This is a genomic window from Bacillus sp. AY3-1, from assembly GCF_008368785.1.
Taxonomy (GTDB): Bacteria; Bacillota; Bacilli; order Bacillales; family Bacillaceae_G; genus Bacillus_A; species Bacillus_A wiedmannii.
Genome location: NZ_QORZ01000002.1, coordinates 187,966 through 204,674 on the forward strand (window position 1 = coordinate 187,966; position 16,709 = coordinate 204,674).

17 protein-coding genes and 2 pseudogenes are annotated in these 16,709 nt (G+C 31.3%); 16 read left to right on the forward strand and 3 right to left on the reverse strand.

Annotated elements, in window-relative coordinates:
- The first annotated feature begins 32 nt into the window (after positions 1–32).
- From DN389_RS01240 to DN389_RS01265, 6 genes and pseudogenes are all read left to right on the forward strand, one after another.
- Positions 33–767, forward strand: a complete 735-nt coding sequence (locus DN389_RS01240; protein ID WP_106101842.1) for a Bax inhibitor-1/YccA family protein — start codon at positions 33–35, stop codon at positions 765–767.
- Between the two features lie 267 nt (positions 768–1,034).
- Positions 1,035–1,304 (forward strand): annotated as a pseudogene (locus tag DN389_RS01245) (thiaminase II/PqqC family protein); the annotation flags it as partial.
- Positions 1,305–1,632: 328 nt separating this feature from the next.
- Positions 1,633–4,020 carry an RNaseH domain-containing protein gene (locus tag DN389_RS01250; protein ID WP_149236752.1) on the forward strand — a complete coding sequence of 796 codons (2,388 nt, stop codon included), beginning with the start codon at positions 1,633–1,635 and terminating at the stop codon, positions 4,018–4,020.
- A gap of 209 nt (positions 4,021–4,229) precedes the next feature.
- Entirely contained in the window at positions 4,230–5,003 is a 774-nt protein-coding gene (locus tag DN389_RS01255; protein ID WP_098085728.1) for a DUF3959 family protein, read from the forward strand.
- Positions 5,004–5,131: 128 nt separating this feature from the next.
- Entirely contained in the window at positions 5,132–5,548 is a 417-nt protein-coding gene (locus tag DN389_RS01260; protein ID WP_098190388.1) for a DUF3995 domain-containing protein, read from the forward strand.
- A 139-nt stretch (positions 5,549–5,687) separates the two neighbouring features.
- Entirely contained in the window at positions 5,688–5,891 is a 204-nt protein-coding gene (locus DN389_RS01265) for a hypothetical protein (protein ID WP_000878362.1), read from the forward strand.
- Positions 5,892–6,138: 247 nt separating this feature from the next.
- Here DN389_RS01265 and DN389_RS01270 read toward each other — a convergent pair whose 3' ends face one another.
- Positions 6,139–6,351: a hypothetical protein gene (locus DN389_RS01270; RefSeq protein WP_048547123.1), complete on the reverse strand. Its 213-nt coding sequence runs from the start codon at positions 6,349–6,351 to the stop codon at positions 6,139–6,141.
- Between the two features lie 229 nt (positions 6,352–6,580).
- Between DN389_RS01270 and DN389_RS01275 the strand changes: the two genes are divergently transcribed.
- From DN389_RS01275 to DN389_RS01305, 6 genes are all read left to right on the forward strand, one after another.
- Positions 6,581–7,585, forward strand: a complete 1,005-nt coding sequence (locus tag DN389_RS01275; RefSeq protein WP_098190389.1) for a DUF1835 domain-containing protein — start codon at positions 6,581–6,583, stop codon at positions 7,583–7,585.
- Between the two features lie 149 nt (positions 7,586–7,734).
- The gene (locus tag DN389_RS01280; RefSeq protein ID WP_048547127.1) at positions 7,735–8,139 is read left to right on the forward strand and encodes a hypothetical protein; all 405 of its coding nucleotides are present in this window, start codon (positions 7,735–7,737) and stop codon (positions 8,137–8,139) included.
- Positions 8,140–8,297: 158 nt separating this feature from the next.
- Positions 8,298–9,533 carry a cytochrome P450 gene (gene cypA / locus DN389_RS01285; RefSeq protein WP_149236753.1) on the forward strand — a complete coding sequence of 412 codons (1,236 nt, stop codon included), beginning with the start codon at positions 8,298–8,300 and terminating at the stop codon, positions 9,531–9,533.
- A gap of 267 nt (positions 9,534–9,800) precedes the next feature.
- The gene (locus DN389_RS01295) at positions 9,801–11,084 is read left to right on the forward strand and encodes an MFS transporter (RefSeq protein WP_087984410.1); all 1,284 of its coding nucleotides are present in this window, start codon (positions 9,801–9,803) and stop codon (positions 11,082–11,084) included.
- Positions 11,074–11,703 carry a Vat family streptogramin A O-acetyltransferase gene (locus DN389_RS01300; protein ID WP_098190390.1) on the forward strand — a complete coding sequence of 210 codons (630 nt, stop codon included), beginning with the start codon at positions 11,074–11,076 and terminating at the stop codon, positions 11,701–11,703. The genes DN389_RS01295 and DN389_RS01300 overlap by 11 nt, the downstream gene beginning before the upstream one ends.
- A gap of 73 nt (positions 11,704–11,776) precedes the next feature.
- Positions 11,777–11,932, forward strand: coding sequence for a DUF1540 domain-containing protein (locus DN389_RS01305; protein ID WP_000046089.1), 156 nt, complete (start codon positions 11,777–11,779; stop codon positions 11,930–11,932).
- Between the two features lie 102 nt (positions 11,933–12,034).
- On the opposite strand, the gene DN389_RS01310 is transcribed toward DN389_RS01305, so the two are convergent.
- Entirely contained in the window at positions 12,035–12,439 is a 405-nt protein-coding gene (locus DN389_RS01310; protein ID WP_098190391.1) for a PadR family transcriptional regulator, read from the reverse strand.
- A gap of 218 nt (positions 12,440–12,657) precedes the next feature.
- On the reverse strand, positions 12,658–13,179 hold the full coding sequence (locus tag DN389_RS01315; protein WP_000568385.1) for a DinB family protein: 522 nt from the start codon (positions 13,177–13,179) through the stop codon (positions 12,658–12,660).
- Between the two features lie 256 nt (positions 13,180–13,435).
- On the opposite strand from DN389_RS01315, the gene DN389_RS01320 reads away from it, so the two are divergent.
- From DN389_RS01320 to DN389_RS01335, 4 genes and pseudogenes are all read left to right on the forward strand, one after another.
- Positions 13,436–13,738, forward strand: a complete 303-nt coding sequence (locus tag DN389_RS01320) for a hypothetical protein (RefSeq protein WP_000717614.1) — start codon at positions 13,436–13,438, stop codon at positions 13,736–13,738.
- 93 nt (positions 13,739–13,831) lie between these two features.
- Positions 13,832–14,698, forward strand: a pseudogene (locus DN389_RS01325) (cytochrome P450); the annotation flags it as partial.
- A gap of 265 nt (positions 14,699–14,963) precedes the next feature.
- A complete protein-coding gene (locus DN389_RS01330; RefSeq protein WP_098191439.1) occupies positions 14,964–15,542 on the forward strand; it encodes a cysteine dioxygenase family protein in 579 nt (192 codons plus the stop codon).
- 294 nt (positions 15,543–15,836) lie between these two features.
- Complete coding sequence (locus DN389_RS01335; protein WP_098191393.1) at positions 15,837–16,688, forward strand: Cof-type HAD-IIB family hydrolase; 852 nt, start codon at positions 15,837–15,839, stop codon at positions 16,686–16,688.
- The last annotated feature ends 21 nt before the right edge of the window (positions 16,689–16,709 follow it).

Here is a 16,709-nt window from a genome sequence, read left to right on the forward strand (position 1 = left end):
CTTTAAAGATAGAATGTATTTAGGAGGAAAAAATGAGAACAACTAATCCAATATTAAAAAAAGAAAAATTTCATAAAGAGGAGACAAATGCTTCTACGATGACTATTGGTGGAACAATAGTAAAAACATTCATTTTGCTTACCTTACTTCTTGCAGCGTCTATCTATTCATACGTACAGATGATACAAGGAACAATGAAAATACCTGTGTTAATTGGAATTATAATAGTTACTCTAATTGTCGCATTTGTAGTTATATTCATTCCTCGCATATCCCCAATTTGCGCACCGATTTACGCAGTATTACAAGGGATTTTATTAGGAAGTATTTCAGCGTATTATACAATGCGATTTGGTGATTCTATCGCTTTAACTGCCGTATTACTAACAATTTCGATTTTATTTGCCATGTTAGTGTTATACGCAACTCGAATAGTAAAAGTAACTAAAAAGTTTCGTGCGGTTGTAACGGTTGCAACACTTGGAATTCTTATTATGTATTTTATTGTTTTCTTACTGGGCATCTTAGGGGTGACTGTTCCATACATTCACCAAGGTGGGACAATAAGTATCATTATAAGTACAATGGTAATAATTGTTGCTGCATTAGATTTATTACTAGATTTCGATTCAATTGAAAATGGTGTTCATAGTAGAGCACCAAAGTATATGGAATGGTACAGTGCAGTAGGGCTTATGATGACATTAGTATGGTTATACTTGGAGATCCTTCGTCTGGTTTCTTACATTATGAAAAACAAAGATTAAAAAACATCCTGCATGTTTCAAACATGCAGGATGTTTTTGTGAAGGTTTGTGTAATAGAAGAAATATAAAAAAGTGCTAACAAATTTGCAAACGAACTTACTAACAGCTATACAGAATAGACATAAATTATCGTGTCTTATTTGAAAATAGCTTTAATCAGTTAAATTAAACTTATACGAAATGCTCATAAAAATAGTCTTAATACCAAGAGTTTAACCATCCAGATATTTTATTGGTATTGAGTCGAAACCGGGACATGATATTGATTTCTACTCAATTGATGAATGTTTAAAAGAGCGTCAGCCAGAAGAGCCAATTTATAAAGAATGGATTTCTGCATCGGACTGGTTCCGTACTTTAGTTGAAGAGCAAATTGCACGGTTAGATACTATCGCTGAACAAGTGACAGAGTCTGACTGCAAGTGAATGAAACAGCATTTTATTATCAATAGTTAATATGAATATTAATTTCGGGAAATGGCTTATACTTTAGAAAAGTGGCGAGTGAATACAGATGTAAAAGAAGTAATTGGATAAAAAAGGTATTACTAAACTTAGGAATAGACAATACCTTTTTATAGTTATTTTTGTAAAGTTATTGTAAATTGCAAATATAATACACTATTTATATTGTATAATTCTAATGTATTGTATTTAATATTAGTAGGTGGTGATGTATATGTTGTGTTTTATAAAATATAGAAGATAAGCAATTATTATTTTTTATTTATAATGTATTATTTGAATAAATTAATAATAATTTAATTTTAAAGAACCGGGTTTTAATTGATTAGATTATGTAACGTAACGGTTTCTTCTAGTTTTTAGATGATCAAGGCAAATGAAGAAAGGAAGTATTCATTACATGGAAAAACTACGGTTATTAACATTTGAGAATATAGTAGAGCCGCTTTTAAATGAAAGTGTATCATTTATATACTTTCCTATCGAATGGCTTGATATTGTAGAAATACATTATAAGACATTTTTATTAACAAGTAAGTTAAAACGATTGAATGAAAGATTATATGATATGTTTTCTGATATATTATTTATTCAGCATAATCCATATGTATTAAATGAAAATATACCATGGATTGTATGTAAAGAACCTATTAGAAAAGAACAACTCGATTATATTTTCCAAAGTTGGTATGAGATTATTCATGATTGGAAACCTAATAAATTAATAGAATCGCCAAAATATGAATGGCATTACGATTTAATTTCTAATTTAACAGTACTACATGATAATGAAATATATTCTAAGTGGGTGCCCGCTTTAATTTCACATATTTTTTGTGAACAATCTGTACGATTAGAGAATATTAACGAAGAAGATATATATTTTTCTCCTCTTAGATCACAAAATATTTGTGAGGCAATGTCAGAGCCTATTAAAGATGAAAAAACACAAGATTATTTCGCCTACGTATATCGGTTCGAATGTATCACGCGCGGTGGCGAGAATATTCCGTTATTAAATGTTTCAATAGGAATTCGGAGGTTTTATCAAGAATATAATCATCCAGATATTCCTTTGCTATTAAGACGTAAACGGGGCATGATATTGGTTTCTACGCCAGAATTTGCATCGAATAATAAGAAATTACGGTTTGTAAAACTAAAAGTACAACAAGCTACAAACGGCATAAAATGGATTAAGATATTTAGAAATTTAAAAGATGATTTTCGTATAGGTGGAGAAGTTGAATTAGAGCATATTCTTCAATATCCGAAAGATTATATGCTAGGAGAAAATCTTAGGGTGTTACTTCCATACAATGAGAGAATATATAAAGTTCAAGGTACTAAAATAAAACCCGGTATAAAAGTAAAGGAAAGAGAGTATCTATTTAAAGGGTTTCAGCAAAAATTCACTTATTTCACATTACTACCAGAATGTAAAAAGATAGCAACAAATAATGAAAATGAATTATTCCCTTTAATTGCACCAAAAGGATTAGAGACGATAACGCTAGAAATATGGTCTGAAAAAATATCGTTGGAAGTTGAACAAGCGTTATTTGAAAGTGAAATTGTGTTAGCTCAAATCGGTGAGTCGTTATATGTATTAAATGCAGATTCTCCAGTATTATTAAAAATAGTAAGATATAATATTGAAAAAGTATTACAAAATCCATATAAAATGCAATATTGCCAGAAATACAAAACAAATTTAGTAGAGGATGTTATGAAAGCGGTTTATGCTACTGCAGGTGAGCGCAATGATGCGGCATTGGCGTTAATCGCAATGGAAAATTGTGATGGGCGTGAAAAAATTGATCCAAAGCAAATCGTTAGAGAAGGGTTTGTACGAACTAACCGTATTTCAGCATTTATTAATTTATTTATTGGCCAAAGTGTATCTCGTAAAACAATTATAAATTGTATCCTTAGTTTATTAGAACAAAAAGGATTTTTGAAACGTAGTTGGAATAAAATAAATTTACCTTGTACATATGTTAATTTATCAATTGAGCGAATCTCGAAATTTGATTTCTTACCTATTTTTTCACAAATAAAAGGAAAAGAAATTTCATATAAACTATACGGGAATACAGAGTGGCAAACGATTGATCGTTTATTATTAAATATAAATAAACATAATGCCTTTTTACCGCAGCCTTCAAAAAGAAATGATATGGGTATTCTATTTAAACAATTTGTTTCTGAAACATTAACAGAAATTTTACAACATGCAAAAGAGGAAAATGAGCAAGTATATTTTATTATTGATGCGAATTTAAGAAAATATTGGATAAAAGAGTTACAAAATAAAAAAATTGATATAGATATTTTACCGGAGATTGTTCCTGATGCGCTAAAGGTCCCTAATTTAAACATTATAAGAATAAATACATCTTTTGATACACCAAAATACGGTGTGATAGAACGTGATGATGTTCCTGAAGATACAAGTTTATATGTAGATCAAAAAGGGATGTATTATAGCACTGGCGAGTATTCACTAAATGGTAGTGAAACATTGCAGCGATACATACTTGAAATATTAACGCTAGGTGTAAAACCTGTAGAAAGGAATTATATTGCTAAAATGATACACTATATGTGCTGTAATTCAAGTATGCTTCAGGAAAAAAATATACATATGCCGTATTCTATGCATATGGCGAAAGTAATAAAGAGCTATATGACTGATATAGATGCAAGAGAGTTTAAAGAGTTTGATGATGAATTGGATGTAGATATAATGAAAATAGAAAAGAAAGATTCAATTATTTTGCTTTAAATAATAGTAGACAAATCCTGCTCGTTATATTGATCAGGATTTGTCATTTTTTCATGTAAATAAGGATATCCTTTGTCATGTATCTTTTCTTTTATGTATTTACTTTATTTACATACAGGATTAAGATATTTTTTAGAAATACAAAATCTACATCATATGGAAAAGCAATATGAATTGATTCAAAAGAAATTTGAAAGGAATGAGGAATTGTGAAGAAATTAGATGTGTTATTAATGATATTAAGCGGCCTCTTTCCAGTTGCAGGAATTATGAAGCAAATCCCACTAGAACAATCTTTATATATCGGAGGCCTTTTATTTTTTACTAGTTTCGGTAGCTATTTTGCGAAAAAAATATATTCACGTATATGTAGTTGGATAGCGTATGCGCCATTTATAACACTGCTGTTAGTCATTTGGCATCAAGATATTTCAACAAGTTCAATAATAGGGAATGCGAAAATCGCCGCTTGTATCGCTTTAATTCCATGTTTATTCCGTTTTCGTACATATGGACTTACTTTCGGTTTATTCTCATTATGGGCCGCTTTACTTTGGGATATTAAAGAAGTACAGTCGTTAGTCATACTTGAACGTATGTCGAGTTTAATGACAAGTCATTACTTATATCTTCTACTGTTAGTTGGAGGACTTATATTAGGTGGATTACTTGCGATGTTATTACATCGTAAAGAGCAGGATGATAATAAAGAAAATATAAATCTATTTCAACAAAAAAAGAAGCGCAAAAAATTATCATTTAAGATTCCACTTCCTAGATTACCGAAATTAAAGATCAAATTATTTAAGTTTGGTGGAAAAGTATCAAAACGAAATACGCCAGAAAAAATACGTGAGCATAATTACGAAGAACCAGCTCAAGCTGCAACATATGAAATGACAGAGCAAATAGATCCATATAAAGAAGGTATCGCTCAAGGACAAACGAGGATGGAACGTCGTAGAAATAGGTATAATGCATAAGATATTTGAGTAACCCTTTAATGATTTATCATTGAAGGGTTTTTTATGTAATTATATATAGATTGCTAATGAGGAATTTATAGCATACCCTAAAGTTAAGGACTTAAATAAAATAATGGGAGGACAAAATGCTTATTATTACATATATTTCTGTCTGTATATTATTTTTAGTTAGCTTTTTACATGTTTACTGGGCTTTCGGAGGTAAGTGGGCGACAAATAGTGTCATTCCAACAAAATCTGGAGAAAAGGCGTTTATACCAGGTGTAGGAATGACATTGTTCATTGCTTTATTATTAAGTATGGCGGCAATAATTTTATTACAACAAACAAATGTTGTTCATTTCGAAGTTCCTAATATTATCGTTCAATTGGGCTCCTGGATTTGTATGATTGTTTTTTTTATAAGAGTAATTGGTGAGTTTCATTATTTTGGAATCTTTAAGCGAAAAAAAGATACGTATTTTGCTAAAATGGATACTGTTTTATATATACCACTTTGTGCATTTTTATCTTTATCGTTCTTACTAGCAATTATAACGTGAACATAAAATAGTAACTGCTTTTTCTAAAATAAATAAACGTGAATTAGCAAGGAGTAAAAGTGAGAAATCTAGTAGTAAATAAAAAGGATGTAAGCGTCTTCTTATCGAAATATAGATTATTATGAAAGGCGGTGACACTATGAAGTATGTTAAAGTCTGTATGAATGGCGGAAGTGAACACAAATTCTCGATGACTTTAGATCGGTTTGAAGAACTTATTACTACAGAGAATGGACTATTAGAAAATAAATTAGTTAGTATTGAAAATGTAATGATTAATCCTACTAATATATCTTCTGTAGTTGAAAAAATTGGTGTACCGGCTAAGTTTATGGAAGCTTAAAAATCGGTACATAAAAAACATCCATAGGGATGTTTTTTATGTGTAAATATAATAATTATACAATTAATAAATGAGCAGAATTTTTAGCAATACGTATACATTTGATGTTTAATAGATGCACAATAAAATAAGTACAAGCATATATTACATTGTAGGACAAGACCTTCGTGTCCTACTTAATACTCAGAAAAAATCTCTATCACATGAGAGCATCCGATTGCAGGGTGCTCTTTTTTTATCCGGCTCTTTAACTTTCAATTTTAAACATATCTTTGATGCTCATAAATATTAAAAATAAAATAATAGCAAAAATTAAGTTAGATAAATAGAAATCTTGATGAAATAGTAATTCAAAGATGACATCGAAAACATATAATAAGGCGATAGTAGGTAATATACAAATAAATATAAATCTCCAATTTTTCAAATAATGTTTATAAGTAGTAATCGCTTTCTCCATACATATAGCTCCTATATTTTTTATTTTCTATATAATTATACATTTAAATAAAAGGATTTACAAAGAAATATTTAATAATTAAGAATTGTAGGAGAGATTTTGTTGAAAATGTGGATAGCTGTAGCAATCTGAATAATAAATGCTTTTACTTAAAAAAAACTTTAAAAGAATGATACTAAAATGATACACTATAATATACGTTATTTATGAAATGAATAGAGGGATTTGTATGATAGATAAAATCAAAAATGTTGTAGAGGATATGTACGAAGATGAAGCAAAACATTTACTTCAAAGTATTCTTATTCAGTTGAATTTATTAGAAGAAAACTATAGTGAAGATGCAATTAAAAATTTGATGGATATTCCTAAGCAACTAACGAGTAATACATCATATATAAGAAATGTAAAAGAAAGCACACACGTACATATTGCGTTTGATGATTCAACAGCTGGATGTTTAAAATATATGCTTAGTCAAGAAGAACAATTGGAAGAGAGGGTTGTCGCTTTTTCTGAATTCTTTTCAATTGGGCCGATAAACAAGCTACATATGAATGAGGGACAACTTGCAAGACAGAAATGGTTAGTAAACAATTTAACTGCTTATGATAATTATTTTGAAGAAGAGTATTTACCAAGGTTTTTAGAAACTATGGAAGAACTACACACTATTCCTATTGAAACACCTATTACAATTTGGAAAGCTAATAACGCACATGAACATGTAGGCCTATGTTTTGTAATGGCGCAATTAAAAGATAAGAAAGACATTCGCGTTATTAATACGTCTGAAGCAAGTAAAGAAATATTAAAAAAAGAGTATGCTATTCGTGGAACTGGAGAGTTAGCACCTGAAAGTTTAGCTCTAATTCAAAAAAGTTTTGTAGAATTGCCATATTTAACTGTAGAGAAACGTATGCAGTTTGAACATGAGTGGGACAGTCTATCGAAAAGTACGGAATTTTTAAGAGTTTGGACAGACAATGAAGTGTGTTCTGTACAAGAAGATTATTTTGATCAATTTATTATTGAATGTGCGAAAAGTATAGGTGCTGATCGAGAATTCCTAAAAGCCCCTAGGGTAATTGGTGAAGCACTTGGTCATGTAGAGCAGTTAGTTGGCGATACGTTTTTAGAATATCGCTTAAAGGAATTAATTAAACAAGAAGTATTTGAATTTGAAGGTTCGTTAGATGAAATGCGTTTTTATAGTGTGAAATTAAGAAAATAATACATCTATTCCGATTATGAAGAAGCTCGTATTTTTAAAATACGAGCTTTATTTTTTTGTTGAATTTAGGCTATACATAAGCTTCCTATAGGAGGCAAATCACATATGAATGTTAAAGGTACTGAATGAAAAGTAGGTGATTTGTTAATATGTATAACCAGCAAAATTATCCATATGATCAAGGGGTGTATTATAATCCACAAAACTACGGGTATGAATCTGTAAATGAAGTGAGAGATATGGAACAAGAAGATTATAGACCAGATGATGCGGAAGATGCTCCAACGTCACCACCACCGTCACAAGCACCGTCGTTACCGTCTACATTTGCTTCTCCAGCTCAAGCAGGGAATATGAAATCATGGATGTGTAACTGTCTAGGAAGATGGGGCTACTTACGTTTGCATCGTCCTGGACCTTTCGGAAGAGACTTATGGTTCTTCCCGACTGAAGTGAGGAGAAATGGGGTTTCAGGTTACACTTGGCAAGGTGGTCGCCGTCGTAAAGTAAGTTATCGCTATCAACAAATTAGTAATTTCATGTGTTTTGCGTAAAGAAGAGTGAGAGAGTAGAAGGATTTTACTCTCTCACTTTTTATTTTTCAATATACGAAGTAAGATTTTAAATGAAAATTTACAATTTTCGCGTTTTTATTAGAGTATAATGCATATGTTGGTTGGTTTTCAAAAACAAATGAGAGTGAGGGAATACAATGTCAATGAAAAATAAAGTTGGGCTAAGAATAGAGGATGGTATTAATTTAGCTTCAGCTCAGTTTAAAGAAGATGCGTATGAAATTTATAAAGAATCTAGAAAAGTGCAACCTATCTTATTTGTGAATAAAACCGAATTAGGTGCAGAGTGGCTGATTACGAGATATGAAGAGGCGCTGCCACTTTTAAAAGATAATCGCTTAAAAAAAGATCCGGCCAATGTATTTTCTCAAGATACATTGAATGTCTTTCTTACTGTTGATAATAGTGATTATTTAACGACGCACATGCTAAATTCAGATCCACCTAACCACAATCGTTTACGATCACTCGTACAAAAAGCTTTTACACCGAAGATGATCACGCAATTGGAAGGAAGAATACAGGATATTGCAGATGATTTGTTAAATGAAGTCGAGCGAAAAAGTTCATTAAATCTTGTTGATGATTACTCTTTTCCTTTACCGATTATTGTAATAAGTGAAATGCTAGGCATTCCGAAAGAGGATCAAGCGAAATTTAGAATTTGGTCTCATGCTGTTATTGCTTATCCAGAAACGCCAGAAGAAATAAAAGAAACCGAAAAGCAACTATCTGAGTTTATTACATATCTCCAATATTTAGTTGATATCAAAAGACAAGAACCAAAAGAGGACTTGGTAAGTGCTTTAATACTTGCAGAGAGTGAAGGGCATAAACTTAGCGCTCGGGAACTATATTCAATGATAATGTTACTAATTGTGGCGGGACACGAAACAACTGTAAATTTAATTACAAATACGGTATTAGCGCTTCTTGAAAATCCGAATCAATTACAGTTATTAAAAGAAAATCCCAAATTAATTGATGCAGCTATTGAGGAAGGGTTACGATATTATTCTCCAGTTGAGGTTACAACTTCAAGATGGGCGGATGAACCTTTTCAAATCCATGACCAAACAATCCAAAAAGGAGATATGGTTGTCATTGCATTAGCTTCTGCAAACCGTGATGAAAATGTATTTGAAAACCCAGAAGTATTCGATATTACTCGGGAAAATAATCGCCATATTGCCTTTGGTCATGGTAGCCATTTCTGCTTAGGAGCTCCACTTGCTAAGTTAGAAGCAAAGATTGCTATTACTACTTTGTTTAATCGAATGCCTGAATTACAAATAAAAGGGAATCGTGAAGATATTAAATGGCAAGGTAATTATTTAATGCGTTCTTTAGAGGAATTGCCTTTAAATTTCTAGAATAGTTAAAAGGAGACATGCATACATCGAAATTGATTTACATAGAGTATGTATGTGTTATTTAAATTCGAAACGGAAGGGTGAAAACATCCCAATGATCAACTAATTCTATTTGTAAGAGATCTTCGTTAAAAAACGAAATATTCTTCTGAATAGGATTAGTCTGCGCATTTATAGAAAAGGGATGTATTTCGCTCTGCGAATATATAGTCTTTTTATATGATTTGTGCTGCCTCCTGTTCAGAACATGAAATAGGGGGATTTTTTATGTCGACAAATGTAGTAACGAAACAAAACAATGGGGTATCACAAGTATTAAAAAATCGGTTTGTGCAAGGAATTCTTGCATCAGCATTATTTTTACAAATTGGAATATGGGTTCGGAACTTTGCGGTATTATTATATGTAATGGAAATGACGAAAGGTGATGCTTTTGCTATTTCAATGATTTCGGTTGCTGAGTTTGCTCCAATTTTCATCTTTTCCTTTATAGGTGGAACCTTTGCTGATAGGTGGAAGCCAAAGAAGACAATGATTTGGTGTGAAACGTTAAGTTCCATTTCAGTATTCGCTGTATTAATTACACTTATGTTTGGAACATGGAAAATCGTGTTTTTTGTCACGCTTATTTCTGCAATCCTTTCGCAGTTTTCTCAACCATCAGGTATGAAATTGTTTAAACAGCATTTATCAACGGAACAAATCCAATTAGCGATGTCTATATATCAAACAATATTTGCGATTTTTATGGTGCTAGGACCGATTCTTGGAACATTTATTTTTCATAGTTTTGGAATTTATATTTCAATTATCATAACAGGTATCGCTTTTTTACTGGCAGCAGCTGTGTTGTTATTTCTTCCGAAAGATCTTGAGAATGATATTGAGAAGAAAGAAATCACGCTATTACAGGAGATGCTGGATGGTATTAAATATGTGAAAAAGAAAAAAGCATTAACTTTGCTAGGGCTTTGTTTTATGGCAGCAGGACTAGGGATTGGTTTAATTCAGCCGTTAGGTATTTTTATTGTAACTGAGCAGTTAGGATTATCAAAAGAGAGTTTACAATGGTTACTAACAGTAAATGGCGTGGGAATGATTGTTGGCGGCGCTTTAGCGATGGTATTTGCGAAGAACGTTGCTCCGCAAAAGATGTTAATTATCGGTATGCTTGGTCAGGCAATCGGTATTGGTATTATAGGTTATTCCACAAATTTATGGGTAACACTGACAGCACAACTTTTTAGTGGGTTAGCTCTTCCTTGTATCCAAATAGGTATTAATACGCTCATTATCCAAAATAGCGATACTGATTTTATCGGTCGTGTAAATGGCATTTTAAGTCCGCTATTTACCGGTTCAATGGTAGTAACGATGAGTATTGCTGGTTCATTAAAAGAAATGTTTTCATTAAGTACGATGTATGAGGGCACAGCTTTACTATTTATAATCGGATTATTTTTTATTTTACCTATATACAATTTAAAACCAGTAATAGCGGTAGAAAGTGAAATAAATGGTAAAGGAAGTGCTGTACAACATGAATCCTAATCCAAATGTTAAATACCCTATTGAAGGAAATGAAAATGTCCATTTTATAAAAAATACAATAACGAAAGCTAATATACTTGTTGGTGATTATTCATATTATGATGCGAAAGATGGAGAAACTTTTGAAGATCGAGTATTACATCATTATGAATTTCTTGGAGATCGCCTTATTATTGGAAAGTTTTGTTGTATTGCAAATGGAGTTACCTTTATTATGAACGGAGCGAATCATCGGATGGATGGATTTTCGGCATATCCATTTAATATATTTGGAAATGGGTGGGAGAAGTATACACCTAATTTGTCTGATTTACCTTACAAAGGTGATACAGTAGTAGGAAATGACGTTTGGATTGGTATGGATGCAACGATTATGCCCGGAATAAAAATAGGAGATGGTGCAATCATTGCAGCAAAATCTGTTGTGACTAGAGACGTCGCACCATATACTATTGTTGGCGGAAACCCTGCAAATAAAATAAAGGAACGATTTACAAGTACAATAGTAGAAGAGTTATTGCAAATTCAATGGTGGCATTTTGATATTGAAAAAATAACAGAAAATATAGATGCTATTGTACAAGGAAATATTGAACCATTAAGAAAGCTAAAAAGGTAATAAAAAATGCATGACAAAGAGTATCATACCTCCGAATTTTGTTAATGATAATAGAACGAGGAGGTGTGATACTATGGCACAAGACGTTTTATGTGAAGTAAACAACTGTAAATTTTGGGCTAACGGCAATAAATGTAGTGCAGATGCAATTTATGTAGTAAGTCATAAAGGGAAACATGCATCAACTACGGAAGAAACAGATTGCAAAACTTTCGATCCAGAAGTATAAATTTTTTGAAGGGTAGCCAAATCGTGGTTGCCCTTTTATTAATTATAGTATTGATAATAAATCTCATTTCCATTCATTATTTTTAACTTTTCTTGTTAATTTTTATATTTTCTTCATAAGTGATGTAATCCAAAGTAATTCGTGTTCTATACGTGATTTACTAAATTCAATAACTTCTGTAATAAAAGATGAGCTAACATGTAAAGATTGAATAGCAGTAAGCTGTTTATGTAGTACGTCTTGGCGTATTGTTAAAATTACTTTTCTAGCTTCGTAATCAAGTTTTTCAAATAGCGTGATACGCACAAGGAATTCAGCGTTATTTGTCGCAATCTTTTCGGGAAACTCTCTTAACATTTCATAAAAAATTTCTTCTCCTGTTTCAGTTATGTCGTACATATTTCGATTCGGCTTTCCGACTTGTTTATGTATTTGTTTAATTATAGCCTCCATATTTTCGAAGCGCCGAAGAGCGGGATACAGTGTATTATGGGGTTCAGCCGAGATACGTGTAAAAACGGGTCATAATATGTGATATATTTCCATTATTGGTTTTTTAGTTAAAAATATCTACCTCATGATTAACAAAAAGCTGATTACCTATGCGCTATAAATGAACTGCCCCCAATTGTTAAACAAAACCTAGCAATTGGGGGCAGTTCATAGTTATCATTTGACTCTTCTAGTGACTTTCTCAAGTAAAGCACCCTTTGGTTGAATAAGATTTATTTATTCATTCCCATCAATCGCTTAATTGTTCTTATTTGTCCACGATGATTAATTTCGTCTTCCATAACGTGAAACCACAAGTAGTAATTATTATAAGGCACACCATTATCCCACTTGTTTTCCTCGAATAACCAGCTATCTTGTTTTGATTTCAGATATGTTAGTGTATTTTCTCTAACTTGTGATAATTCATTCAAATAATAATCTAAAGATTGCTTTTTTATTCCTTCCCTTGCTTTGTCTCCAAGTTCTAAAGAAATTCGCCACTTTAGATATTCACTTTCAGTTAAATCTCTTTTTTCAAACGAGATAACTTGATGAACAAACTCCATCGCTGCAATATGTGATAAGAGAGAACCAATAGTGTTTGAACTACCGTTTGGTAAGAAATCTAAATCACTTTGGTTTAAATTGGAGATTTCGCTCAATGTAACATCTCTTGTATGTTCAAGCATTGTTACAAGCTCTCCAATCTTATTTGAATAGTTTTCTCTTGAAATTATTCTATAATCTATCATATATATCCCTCCAATTCATGCTAAGCATAAGTTTACCAATAAAATAAAAAAACAAAGTCTGAAAATTCATGTAAAATAATGATATAATTTAATTGAATATAAAGAAAAAGGAAACCTGTTTTTATCAGTGTTACCTTATCCAAGACTAAATTTTACCCATACATCATTTTTTTGATGTAGCTCTTGAAGATAAAAACTATTTAATTTTCAAGGAACAGTTATTAACTTAAAACTTATTATACGAGGAGGGTGTATCATGAAAAAAATATGCTTTGTATTAATTGTCGACGCTGGTATAAATTATGGTTCAATATTTTCTCTACCATTTTTAAGGAATCAGGATGATTTGAAGGAATATTTTTCTAAGTATTATGATGTTTCAATTAATTATATTAGGGATAAAAACTCAGTTGACTATTTGGTAGTTCCCAAACCGTGTCCACCTTTTGATAATGAAAATAATCTTCCAATAATTGAAGTACCAGCAATCTTATTTATGGAAAAGGATTTTGAAAAAATAAAGACTTATATAGACAATTATTTTTCTAATAACTCATAAAGAAAATAAAAGTACAGTAAAAAGAAGTCCGATAAAAAACGAGTGGCGTAGAATATTTCTATTAATCATTCGTTTTTTATTATATTTACATATCAGTCTATCGCAAATGAACTTGTACAACATATCGGGAAATATAGTGAGGTTAATATCGTTGAAGAGTTTGCTGCACCTTTACCTGTTACCGTCATATCCGATTTATTAGGAGTGCCAACAACTGATCGTAAAAAAAATAAAGAATGGTCTGATATTTTATTTATGCCATATAGTAAAGAAAAATTTAACGATTTGGATGTAGAAAAAGGAATTGCGTTAAATGAATTTAAAACGTACCTGCTTCCAATTGTTCAAGAGAAAAGATATCATTTAACCGACGATATTATTTCAGATTTAATACGAGCTGAATATGAAGGCGAAAGATTAACTGATGAAGAAATAGTTACTTTTTCTTTAGGCTTATTAGCGGCAGGTAATGAAACAACTACAAATGTAATTATTAACAGCTTTTATTGCTTTTTAGTAGATTCACCTAGAATATATGAAGAGTTAAGAAAAGAACCTACGTTAATTTCAAAAGCGATTGAGGAAGTTTTACGCTATCGCTTTTCCATTACATTAGCTAGGAGGATTACAGAGGACACAAATATATTTGGACCTTTTATGAAAAAGGATCAAATGATTGTTGCATGGGTAAGTGCAGCAAATGTAGATGAGAAAAAGTTCTTACAAGCTTCTAAATTTAATTTACACAGAATAGGAAATGAAAAGCATTTAACCTTTGGTAAAGGTCCTCATTTTTGCTTAGGGGCGCCACTTGCACGTTTAGAAGCTGAGATTGCATTAACTACCTTTATAAATGCCTTTGAAAAAATAGAGTTATCTCCATCGTTCAATTTAGAAAAATGTATATTAGAAAATGAACAAACATTAAAATACTTACCTATTCTTTTGAAAACTAGGTAAAACGTTCAGCAAGGTACAAAATTACTGTACCTTGTTTTTTTATCCCGCGTTAACGGACAGTAAAACTCCCACCTCAAAATTCAGTTGGAGCAAAGAAGTTAGGTGGGAGATCAACTGTCCGTAAACGTCCGATTGGTTCAACTAATAATCAGTGGGAGATGAACAAAACCCCCACTGATTAAAGTTTCACTTTATTTCTCAATTGTAAAATTTTAGTTAGTTATTTAGTATGGAGGTGTGTGAAAAAGAATGGAGGAGGACGCTTATGTTAACGTGTAATGGAAGTAAAACGTTTCAAAAATTTATTAAAGCTGTAACGGATTTAATGGATAGTAATTTATTAGAAGATCAAATTGTTTGTGCGATTGAAAAATTACTAGAAGAACTTTTAGAAAAGAAAACATGGCTTCCGTTAGAAAAACAGAAGGCGAATTCGGCTCAATACGCACGACATTTGTTATATGAAGATCCTTTTAATCGTTTTGAAGTATTAGCTCTTGTATGGAAAGATGGACAATCTACACCTTTACATGATCATGATGGTACATGGGGAGTAGAAGGCGTTTTTACAGGGAGGATAATGGTGCAAAACTTTATACAAACGAAGCAGTTTGAAAATTCACTTGTTTATTTAACACATACAGGAAATCTTTATTTGGGAGAAGGAGAAACAGATAAAGTCATTCCACCAGCTGATTGTCATATTCTTGAAATAGCTAAAAATGAAAGCGTTGTCACCATTCATATTTACGGAAAACGTTTAGAAAAGTTTAAAGTATATGTCCCAACTGAAGAAAAGAATGTGTACATGTGTGAGACGAAATATATTAGTTATAGTTCATAGTATAAAATCAAAAACTTTTCTGAAAAGTTTTTGATTTTATTATTAATTATTTCTTGACCTGAAACGCTTTTCATAAATTATAAATATGAGACGAAATATATTAGTTATAGTTCATAGTATAAAATCAAAAACTTTTCTTTAAAAAGAAAAGTTTTTGATTTTATTATTAATTATTTCTTGACCTGAAACGCTTTTCATAAATTATAAATAAGGAGTACTTCACGAGATCAGTATGAAAACGATACCTTTTGTTTATAATGAACTCGTGTATTTATAGAAAGTGGTGAAGAAATAATGAAATTAATCGCAATTGATTTAGATGGAACTCTTCTTTCAGGGAATAAAATGATTAGTAAAGAGAATGCAGAAGCAATTCAAAAATGTCAGGAAGCGGGTCATGTTGTAGCAATTTGTACAGGACGTTCTATCGTCGACATTGAAAGATTGTTGTTAGAAGTTAATTTAGAGTGTCCAATTATTGCGGAAAATGGTGCGCTTATATATAAAGATAAAAAAATGATGAAGAGATATCCAATTCAAAATATGCAAGCACTTGAGATTGTAGAATATCTTGAAGAGAATGGCTTATATTATCAGCTTTATACTGATAAAGGTGTGTATGTACCGGATTATGGAGTAGAGAGTATACGTAATGAAATTGAGTATGTAAAGAATTCAAAAGAAAATTTCGACTTGAAAGAATTAGAAACGATCGCAGCTTTATACCTTGAGCATACAGCGTTTCATAGTGCAGAAAGTTGTAAACCGATTGTAGAAACTGATATACATGTGCATAAGCTTTTACCATTTTCTTATGACATAGAAAAATTAAAAAAGTTAAAAGCAGCGTTTCTGCATAATACTGATTTAGCAATTACATCTTCATATTGGCATAATTTAGAAATTAATCATCGAGATGCTCAAAAAGGAAATGGATTATATACTTTAGCAGAACATCTAAATATTCCAGTTGAAAATACTGTAGCGATAGGTGATGGGCTAAACGATGTATCCATGATGGAAAAAGCAAACATATCAATTGCAATGGGGAACGGAGTCGAAGAAATAAAAGCAATGTGTAAATACGAAACTTTATCAAATGAAGAACACGGTGTTGCACATGCTTTATATAAATATGTAATGTAATATAAAAAGAAAAAAAGAATC

Excerpts from the sequence above, each read along its gene's own strand:
- DN389_RS01300 (WP_098190390.1), top strand. The coding sequence starts at position 11,074 with ATGAATCCTAATCCAAATGTTAAATACCCTATTGAAGGAAATGAAAAT.
- DN389_RS01320 (WP_000717614.1), top strand. The coding sequence starts at position 13,436 with ATGAAAAAAATATGCTTTGTATTAATTGTCGACGCTGGTATAAATTAT.
- DN389_RS01295 (WP_087984410.1), top strand. The coding sequence starts at position 9,801 with ATGTCGACAAATGTAGTAACGAAACAAAACAATGGGGTATCACAAGTA.
- DN389_RS01335 (WP_098191393.1), top strand. The coding sequence starts at position 15,837 with ATGAAATTAATCGCAATTGATTTAGATGGAACTCTTCTTTCAGGGAAT.
- DN389_RS01275 (WP_098190389.1), top strand. The coding sequence starts at position 6,581 with ATGATAGATAAAATCAAAAATGTTGTAGAGGATATGTACGAAGATGAA.
- DN389_RS01265 (WP_000878362.1), top strand. The coding sequence starts at position 5,688 with ATGAAGTATGTTAAAGTCTGTATGAATGGCGGAAGTGAACACAAATTC.
- DN389_RS01260 (WP_098190388.1), top strand. The coding sequence starts at position 5,132 with ATGCTTATTATTACATATATTTCTGTCTGTATATTATTTTTAGTTAGC.
- DN389_RS01305 (WP_000046089.1), top strand. The coding sequence starts at position 11,777 with ATGGCACAAGACGTTTTATGTGAAGTAAACAACTGTAAATTTTGGGCT.
- DN389_RS01240 (WP_106101842.1), top strand. The coding sequence starts at position 33 with ATGAGAACAACTAATCCAATATTAAAAAAAGAAAAATTTCATAAAGAG.
- DN389_RS01250 (WP_149236752.1), top strand. The coding sequence starts at position 1,633 with ATGGAAAAACTACGGTTATTAACATTTGAGAATATAGTAGAGCCGCTT.
- DN389_RS01315 (WP_000568385.1), bottom strand. The coding sequence starts at position 13,179 with ATGATAGATTATAGAATAATTTCAAGAGAAAACTATTCAAATAAGATT.
- DN389_RS01270 (WP_048547123.1), bottom strand. The coding sequence starts at position 6,351 with ATGGAGAAAGCGATTACTACTTATAAACATTATTTGAAAAATTGGAGA.
- DN389_RS01280 (WP_048547127.1), top strand. The coding sequence starts at position 7,735 with ATGTATAACCAGCAAAATTATCCATATGATCAAGGGGTGTATTATAAT.
- DN389_RS01330 (WP_098191439.1), top strand. The coding sequence starts at position 14,964 with ATGTTAACGTGTAATGGAAGTAAAACGTTTCAAAAATTTATTAAAGCT.
- cypA (WP_149236753.1), top strand. The coding sequence starts at position 8,298 with ATGTCAATGAAAAATAAAGTTGGGCTAAGAATAGAGGATGGTATTAAT.